At 57.5% G+C, this 8,214-nt stretch carries 9 protein-coding genes, 1 tRNA gene and 1 pseudogene; 7 read left to right on the forward strand and 4 right to left on the reverse strand.

Translation table 11 applies throughout. The annotated features are described in order from the left end of the window. Positions 1-55: 55 nt before the first annotated feature. The 3 genes and pseudogenes from QT222_RS11105 to QT222_RS11115 form a co-directional block, all read left to right on the forward strand. A pseudogene (locus QT222_RS11105) lies at positions 56-916 on the forward strand (FAD-binding protein); the annotation flags it as partial. A gap of 97 nt (positions 917-1,013) precedes the next feature. Next, the gene (locus tag QT222_RS11110; protein ID WP_491477214.1) at positions 1,014-1,874 is read left to right on the forward strand and encodes a prenyltransferase; all 861 of its coding nucleotides are present in this window, start codon (positions 1,014-1,016) and stop codon (positions 1,872-1,874) included. Between the two features lie 213 nt (positions 1,875-2,087). Further along, on the forward strand, positions 2,088-2,306 hold the full coding sequence (locus QT222_RS11115; RefSeq protein ID WP_004060310.1) for a helix-turn-helix domain-containing protein: 219 nt from the start codon (positions 2,088-2,090) through the stop codon (positions 2,304-2,306). Here the strand turns inward: QT222_RS11115 and QT222_RS11120 are convergent. Together QT222_RS11120 and QT222_RS11125 are read right to left on the reverse strand one after the other, a co-directional pair. Further along, a complete protein-coding gene (locus QT222_RS11120) occupies positions 2,300-2,458 on the reverse strand; it encodes a DUF7563 family protein (RefSeq protein WP_425497312.1) in 159 nt (52 codons plus the stop codon). The genes QT222_RS11115 and QT222_RS11120 overlap by 7 nt on opposite strands. 41 nt (positions 2,459-2,499) lie before the next feature. Then, the gene (locus QT222_RS11125; RefSeq protein WP_269321948.1) at positions 2,500-2,625 is read right to left on the reverse strand and encodes a hypothetical protein; all 126 of its coding nucleotides are present in this window, start codon (positions 2,623-2,625) and stop codon (positions 2,500-2,502) included. Positions 2,626-2,721: 96 nt separating this feature from the next. On the opposite strand from QT222_RS11125, the gene QT222_RS11130 reads away from it, so the two are divergent. Beyond that, positions 2,722-3,141, forward strand: a complete 420-nt coding sequence (locus QT222_RS11130; protein WP_004060309.1) for a DUF8133 family membrane protein — start codon at positions 2,722-2,724, stop codon at positions 3,139-3,141. 434 nt (positions 3,142-3,575) lie between these two features. After that, the gene (locus QT222_RS11135) at positions 3,576-4,940 is read left to right on the forward strand and encodes a glycosyltransferase (RefSeq protein ID WP_491477215.1); all 1,365 of its coding nucleotides are present in this window, start codon (positions 3,576-3,578) and stop codon (positions 4,938-4,940) included. Positions 4,941-5,042: 102 nt separating this feature from the next. On the opposite strand, the gene QT222_RS11140 is transcribed toward QT222_RS11135, so the two are convergent. Together QT222_RS11140 and QT222_RS11145 are read right to left on the reverse strand one after the other, a co-directional pair. Continuing rightward, positions 5,043-5,116 (reverse strand) — tRNA-Thr (locus QT222_RS11140). A gap of 11 nt (positions 5,117-5,127) precedes the next feature. Continuing rightward, on the reverse strand, positions 5,128-5,646 hold the full coding sequence (locus tag QT222_RS11145) for a GNAT family N-acetyltransferase (RefSeq protein WP_491477216.1): 519 nt from the start codon (positions 5,644-5,646) through the stop codon (positions 5,128-5,130). 321 nt (positions 5,647-5,967) lie between these two features. Between QT222_RS11145 and QT222_RS11150 the strand changes: the two genes are divergently transcribed. Together QT222_RS11150 and QT222_RS11155 are read left to right on the forward strand one after the other, a co-directional pair. Then, the gene (locus QT222_RS11150; RefSeq protein WP_179955377.1) at positions 5,968-6,906 is read left to right on the forward strand and encodes a branched-chain amino acid ABC transporter permease; all 939 of its coding nucleotides are present in this window, start codon (positions 5,968-5,970) and stop codon (positions 6,904-6,906) included. Next, positions 6,903-8,214, forward strand: a 1,312-nt coding sequence (locus tag QT222_RS11155) for a branched-chain amino acid ABC transporter permease (protein ID WP_491477217.1), incomplete at its 3' end; no start/stop codon positions are given. The genes QT222_RS11150 and QT222_RS11155, both read left to right, overlap by 4 nt.

An 8,214-nucleotide genomic window follows, 5' to 3' on the forward strand; every position in this document is an offset into this window, starting at 1 on the left:
AAGAGGGCATACGTGTTGCCCTTTTGTCTCGTGGCCTCGGAGATGTTTATAGGTCGAGGGCGTCAACCCGGTCGAAGCGCCGATGCCGGTCAAACCCGGCCAGCACTACGCGATGGGCGGCATCGAGACCGACGAGAACGGCGAGACGTGTATCACCGGTCTCTACGCGGCTGGCGAGTGTGCGTGTGCTTCCGTCCACGGCGGCAACCGCCTCGGCGGCAACGCACTCCCCGAACTCATCGTCTTCGGAAAGCGCGCTGGTCACCACGCCGCGGGCAAGGACATGGAAGAAGCGAAGATTACGACCGGCAAGGTCGGCGACTACGAGACCGCAGAGGTCGAAAGTCCCGTCCAACTCGGCGAAGCGGGCATCGGCGAAGATGCCGTCGCGGATGGAGGCACGGCCGCCGACTCCGGCGCGGCCGCCACCGGAACCGACCTCGTTCAGCAGGCCGTCGAAGACGAGCGCGAGACCATCAACCACCTGCTAGAGAAGGAAGACGGCATCCAGCACGCGGAGATTCGCGAGCGCGTCCAGCAGTCGATGACGCAATACGTGAACGTCTTCCGTGAGGAGGAAGGTCTCAAGCAGGCGCTCCGCGACATCCGTGAGGCGCGCGAACTCTATCAGGACGTCTTCGTGGGCGACAAGTCCCGAACGTTCAACACGGACCTGCTTCAGACGCTGGAGACGCGAAACATCCTCGACATCGCCGAAGCCATCACCCTCGGTGCGCTCGCCCGCAACGAGTTCCGCGGTGCTCACTGGCGCAAGGAGTACCAGGAACGTCGCGACGAAGAGTGGCTCAAGCACACGCTGCTCTCGTGGAACGACGGCAAGCCGGAACTCTGGTACAAGCCGGTCATCCTCGAAGGCGAGAGCAAGACGTACGAACCGAAGGTTCGGAGCTACTGAGGCTCCCTTCGCTCTATCGTTGGACCTGAAACCACCTTCTTTCGACGCCGACTACCACGAGCGACCGCGCCGAACAGTCGCAAGAGCCCTGTTCGAGATGGCACGACCCACGCAGGTGTTGTTGATGGCGCTTGTGTACGCGCTCGGCGTTGCGGTCGCAGTCGCTGAGGGAGAGGGAACGAGTATCGACCTCGTGCACATCACAGTTGCGTTCGTGGTTTTCGTCCCGGTCGCACTCACCATTCACTACGCGAACGAGTACGCCGACTACGAGACTGATTTACTCGCCGACCGGACGCCATTCTCCGGTGGAAGCGGGGCACTGGCGCGAACCGGTCTCCCGCGAGAACTCGCCCGCAGAGCGACTGTCTGGTCGGCAGTCGGCTCGCTCGTCACTGTCAGCGTGGCATTCGTTGTAGGTGCACTTTCGGTCACTGAAGTCGGCCTGCTCGGACTCATCGGCATCCTCGGTGTCCAGTACTCGCTTCCGCCCTTGTCGCTCGCGTGGCGGGGAATCGGCGAACTCGACAATGCGGTTCTCGGTGGAATTTTGCTCCCGACTTACGGCGTTCTCGCAGTCAGCGGGTCGCTCTGGTTCGATGTCCTTCCAGCCTTCGTCCCGTTTGCCTCGCTGGTCTTCGCCAACCTGCTGGCGACGACGTGGCCCGACCGAGTTCCAGACGAACGCGTGGGAAAACGAACGCTGGCGACGCGACTCGATACGTCGTGGCTCCGAGGACTGTACTTCGCGTCGCTCGTCGTCGCATACGGTTCGCTCGTATTCACGACCGGGACCGTATTCCCGCCGCTTGTCTCCCTTGCGACCGTCGTCGCAGTTCCGTTTTCTCTCTGGGGAATGCGAAGCTACACAAAGTCACACTCGCCGTCTCCATCGGTCGCGGCGATGGTTCTCGCGGCGGTCGCACAGTTCCTCGCGTGGAGCGCGCTCGCAGTCTAACCATCTGGGTCACCGTCCCCGTCGACTCGGCGCTTCGACGACAGTCGAAAGTTGGGACCATTGAGGGGTGTATTTTATCGAATAGATATTCGTTACGAATACAACGATTCGTTCGAATTCGAGTACCTCGTGGTCTCACTCCCGTCGTTCGATATTCGACAATTGTTGTAAGAGAGTTTTATTATCGTCGAAGCAAACTGAACGACAACGACCATGCAACAGACGGTTCCGACTATCGAAGTTCCAGGTGAGCTCGAATCGCCTTCGGCAAAGCTCGTGTATCTGTACCTCACGACACACGACGGAGCATCTATCGACGACATACAGGACGGTCTCGAAATGAAGAAGATTGCACTCTACAGTATTCTCAGCACGCTCAGTAAACGTGGCTTCGTTCGACAGGAAGCCGAACGCTACCACATCGCTCAGTGATTTCTCGGCGAGCGCGCCGCTCGCACTTGTGCGCCCTCACGAACCATATCCTCACAGTTCGGACAGACGCGCGGAGCATCTATGCCGTTCGGCGTGAAGACTCGGGCATATGCGGGCGTCACGAACGAACTACAGTTCTGACATTCCGGCATGGTGTCTAGTATCCTTAATGAATATAACATAAGCTTTCTCCCTACACGAATGCGAGGAGTGCGCCGAGGATGAGAAGTGCGAAGATGAGGAGTGACACCGCAAGCATGAACTTGTCAGTCGCGTTCATACCGGAACGACGTTCCGAATGAAGATAAAACTCTGTCACGTCGGTTGTCTCGGCGAAATTTCCTAATTTTCTCCCGCGATAACGAGGGAGGTAGAACTAAATTCCTCCCCCCCGTCGCTGTTATAACGGTCTGCTATGGAGTACGTGTACGCGATGTCTGGGTTACTCGCCGGACTCCTCCTCGGAGCCATCGCAGTCGTGACTGCGCTCACGTACACGCCATATGGTGCCTCTTTGTTCGACACGGCAATCACGGCGCTGACCGGTATTACGCTCCAACTGGGCAATTTACTCTCGATTTCCGCTCTCACCGCGTTCGCCTTCGAAGGTCTCGCAATGAGTGGTATTCGGTACCCGATTGTCGTCCCGGCGACGTTCGCGTACGTGTTAACTCACGTTACCGTCTACTACTCGTGTCTCCGGATTACTGACCTTCAGGCGGAACCGCTCGACCCCGACATTATCATTAAGCATAATCCGTTTCGCGCACTCATCCTCGGCGTTCCGGGGTCACTGCTCTTGATTCGGGTTCGACCGTCGTCGGGACGGAACTGACCCCCGTTTAGGGAGGATAATTGGCGGTCGTTATCGGATTTTTCGACCAACTGGTTCGGACAATCGCGTCTGACGACGCTATAGTAGCGTTTGCAACTGGTGACACATCCGGTCGCACGACAACGTTCGAGCGGGTGTGCAATGACTTGCAAACGCTACTATAGTGCTACTCGAACGCTTGCCTGACACCCCGGTTGGTCACAGTTTTCCTCCGGTCCCGCTCGGTTTCGCAGACGCTTCCACGAGTCTCACGTTTCGTTTTCTTGACGGAGTGCTCGCGATGGACAGCGTTCAAGGAAAGTATGGGGATGTTGGTCTTTTCTCTGATATATTGGGTGGATATTGATTATCGGAACAACACTCCAACTATTGTTTGTTCAAATAGGTCTTCATTTTGACAATGTTTAACTACGGTATACTACTGGTAAGTACTGATGATTGGTGAACCAGTCCGCTGGGTAATCGTTTCAATTGCAATCGCTTTCGGACTAATCTGGACTACAGTTAACTTCTACCACCTATATCCGTTCGTACAGTTCTTCATTGTTGCAAGAATCTTTGGCTCAGCTGATAGTGTGTATTCCCGTCTGCCGGACTCATTCGAACCAGACGAATTACCGACTATCGACGTGCTGCTTCCTGCGTACAAAGAGGGGAACGTAATCCATCAAGCGATTGAATCTATTCAAGGAGCAGACTACCCTCAAGAGTTGATTAATATCAATGTTCTCGTCGAACCCGACGACAGCAACACTAGAGATGCGCTTGAGCGTCTCTCAGGGCCTTACAACGAGATTGTCGTACCCGAAGAGTACCCTGGAGAACCGAACAAACCGAGAGCCCTCAATTACGGGTTCGAACTAACTGACGGTGACCTTGTCGGGGTTATCGATGCTGAAGACGTTGTCGACCCGAAGCTGTTTCTAAAAATCGCTAACGCACTCACTGTAGAGAACTTCGACTATCTACAGGGGAAGCTCGATATGGTAAATGAAGGCGACGGGTGGAGAAATCTGGTTTTCCGTGGTGAGTACGCATTCTGGTTCCGGCTCTTACTTCCAAGCTTCCACTTCGTCGGGTATCCGGTTCCGCTCGGTGGGACGACGAACTTCTTTCACCGACACGTTTTGGAGGAGATTAGCGAACGCCGTCTCGACCAGTATGGGTCCATTTGGGATGACGAAGCACGAGCGTGGCTTACCGAGAACGGTCTTCAGGGTCGTATCCCGTGGGACCCACAAAATGTGACCGAGGACTTCGAACTGGGGATTTTCCTCTGGAAAGAGGGGTACGAAATGACACTCATCGACTCGGTTACCCGTGAGGAATCACCGCTTGCAGCCGACGTTTGGGTCCGGCAACGCACCCGTTGGCAGAAAGGAAAGATATACACGCTCATCCAATACGCCCACCACCCTCCGCAGGGATGGGCTGCAAAGCTCCACGGCTATTTCCAGTCGTTTCTCCCGCACTTAGCGCCGATCAACATTATTGGAATCGTCCTGTTGACCATGATTGCGAACCTGCTTCAGTACACGGTCCCGCTTGCTGTCTGGATCGTTCTGACACTCGGAATCGTGTTCCTCGTCGAACTGTTCTTCTTCCACTCGGGCGGCTACTGGATTGTCTCTGAGGAGGAAATACCTCGACGCACGCTGCGAGCAGTGCTGATTCCACTCGTTGTCCCGCTTTACTGGGTCTTGCTCTGGGGTGCAGAACTTCGCGCGATTAAGCAAGTCTATCTTAAACAACTCCACTGGGAAAAAACGGAACACCACGGCCGAAACAGTTCGAACTAATCGAAACTACAGACTCAATCACAACCACGGACTCAATCACAACCACGGACTGACAAACCAGTAGGCCGGTTGCTTCGATTTCCGGGTTTACAAAACAGAGAAAGCCAGGAGTGGGATTTGAACCCACGAAGTCTCGATTACAAGTCGAGTGCATGAACCGCCCATGCTCTCCTGGCGCATTTTCCGATTATCCGTCCTCCTTTGAGTGTGTATCGTTTTCCATCGATTTCTCCAGTTCGATTCGGTGGGGGGAATAGCCGTGCCGACGGTAGAACCGACGGGCCGAATCGTTCGCTGCCATCACGTCCAACGCAATCGCCCCGACGCCAGCATCCCGTAGTTCCGTCTCTGCCGCATCCAGTAGACGACTACCGATTCCCGAATCACGTCTGTCCGGGACGACGAACAGATTACGGACGGTCCCACGGGTAATGTCCTGTTCGTATGCGCCCGTCTCGACATCGAACATGACGAACCCGGCGATGTCCCGCTTGTGGTCGTCATCGTCGGCTTCCGTTTCAGTCGCCTCGTCGCGCGCGACGAGTACACCACCGACTGAGAGATGGTACGCCATCGACTCGCGTACCACTGTCCTGTTGGCGTCAGCACCGAGGTGTGAGCCGAAGGCCCGCTGCCCGCTTGCGAGGTTGACCCACATGTCGGCGAGCGTGTCGAGGTCCGACCACTCGGCCGAAGTGACGCGCATACCCTCTTGTCTGGGCGCAACGCGTTTTTACATATCGTTGTTTCTCATCCAATCACACCCCGGTGAATAGAACTCAGTTGTCAATTCTGGGTAATCGATGGAGAAAGACTTATGTTTGATTATCGTCCGCACATACCATGAGGATAGTTATCAATGGGTATTGCAGAAACATACACCCGTGGAAGGCGGTTCGCCATCGAGCGCCCGTTTGCGCTCGTACTGGCAGTCATCGCAGTAGCACTGCTCGGTGACCTGCTTCTCGGGATTGTAACTGGGCAGACACAGTTTGCCGATATTGGCACACTGGTCTGGGATGGTCTGATGCGCGGGCTCGTAATCGGCCTCGCAGGCATCGGGTTGTCGATGACGTACAGTATTCTGAACTTCGCGAACTTTTCGCACGGCGACTACATCACGGCCGGGGCATTTTCCGGCTGGGCGACGACGTACCTCATCGCCGGTCTCGGCAGGGCTGACGTGGGCGCACTCCTGTTAGTCGGAGCAGGTGGCTCTGTCTACGGCGGGACCCTCGACATCGGAATGCTCTCGACGCCGCTCGCCGTCGTCGCTGGCATCATCGTCGCCGGTGGCTCCACTATCGCGCTGTCGCTCGCGGTGGACCGGACCGTCTTCCGGCCGATTCGGAGCGAAGACGGTGTCACGCTCCTCATCACGAGTATCGGTATCGCGTTTGCGCTTCGCTACGTGATGCAGTTCGTCTTCGGGTCAGCCGTTCGCGGGACGACCGCACAACCGCCGTCCCTCGGACTCTACCTCATCGACGGCACTGTTTTCATCAATGCACACGACATCACGCTCCTCATCGTCGCATCCGGGCTGATGCTCGGCGTCCACCTACTCCTGCAGCGGACGAAACTCGGAAAGGCGATGCGCGCGATGGCTGACAATCAGGACCTCGCGCTCATCACCGGTATCCCGACCGAACGCGTCGTCCGCGCGACGTGGGTCATCGGTGGCGGCCTCACGGGTGTCGCAGGATACATGTTTATCCTCTGGAAGGGGACACTCGGCTTCAACGATGGATGGCTCTTGCTACTCCTCATCTTCGCGGCTGTCATCCTCGGCGGCATCGGGTCCATCTACGGCGCGATTACCGGGGGGCTCGTCATCGGGCTGACGGCGTCGATGTCGGTCCTGTGGATTCCGTCCGCGTTCGCGCGGGCCGCCGCGTTCGTCGTGATGATTGTCATCCTGCTCGTGAAACCGTCCGGTCTCTTCAGTGGGAGGGCCACAGCATGAGCGTCCGCGACGACATCGCCGCTCGCGTTCCAGGCGGCGACACGGGTCTCATCGTCCTCGTCCTCGCGTCGGCGTACCTGCTGTACGTCCTCGCGGGTATCGGGCTTGGGTACGACCTTCGCGGGCAACTGAACTCCATCGCCACGCTGACGTTCTACATCGGCGTGTTCGCGATGCTATCGCTCGCGCTCAACCTCCATTGGGGGTACACCGGGCTGTTCAACATCGGCATCGTCGGCTTCATGGCCGTCGGTGTGTACGTGATGGCGCTCGTCTCGAAACCAACCTTCGTCGCCGGCGGCGCAGCGCAGGTCGGGGGGCTTGGCCTGCCGCTGTGGGTCGGTATCCTCGCGGGTATGGTTGCGGCTGCGCTGTTGGGTCTCGTAGTCGCGCTTCCTGCACTCCGGTTGCGGGCGGACTACCTAGCAATCGTGACGATTGCGATGTCAGAAATTGTCCGGTTTAGTTTCCTCTCGGGCGAACTCCAACAGTTCTCGCTGTTCGGAAACACCGTTGGATTCGGCGGCGGGTCGGGTCTCATCCTCGACTTCGTTCCGCCACTCGAAGCGTTGTTCCAGTCGGTGGGACTCTGGGGAGTTTACCTCGGACTCATCGACGCGTTCCAGGTCATCGTTCCGACGAATCCCAAGCCGGTCGTCGACGGTATCGTCTACGGCCTGTTGCTCCTCGGCTTCGTCACCGCGTTCTACTGGTTGCTCAAGCGCACCGGTGAATCGCCCTTCGGTCGCGTACTGAAGGCCATCCGCGAGGACGAAGACGTGGCAAACGCGCTCGGTAAGGACACTGATAAGTTCAAGATCAAGTCGTTCATGCTCGGCTGCGCCCTCATGGGCCTTGCCGGTATCCTCTGGCTCATGCCGCAGGGTGCTGTGACGCCGAACTTCTTCCGGCCGCGCGTGACGTTCTTCGTCTGGATCGCCCTCATCATCGGTGGGGCAGGGTCGAACACCGGCAGCGTCCTCGGCGGCGCGGTGTTCGCCGCAGTGCTCTACCAAGGGCCACGGTACTTCCAGAACCTCGTGTCGACGGTGTTCCCCAACCTCGACTCGCCGTCAGGATTCGGACAGGCTATCGGGCCGTTCATCTCGCAACTCGACCCCGTACCGTTCCTGCTCTACACGGTCGACAGCATCCGACAACTCCAGCTTGTGGTACTGGGTCTCGTGCTCATCTGGTTGATGCACAACCGGCCCTGTCTCTCATACCCATCTGTCGCTGCCGACGAGCCTCCGCGTGGCGGTTTTGATAATGGACTCGGTACTTCATGTCAGTCCACCGGTTTACACC

It is taken from the genome of Haloferax sp. s1 (assembly GCF_058382125.1).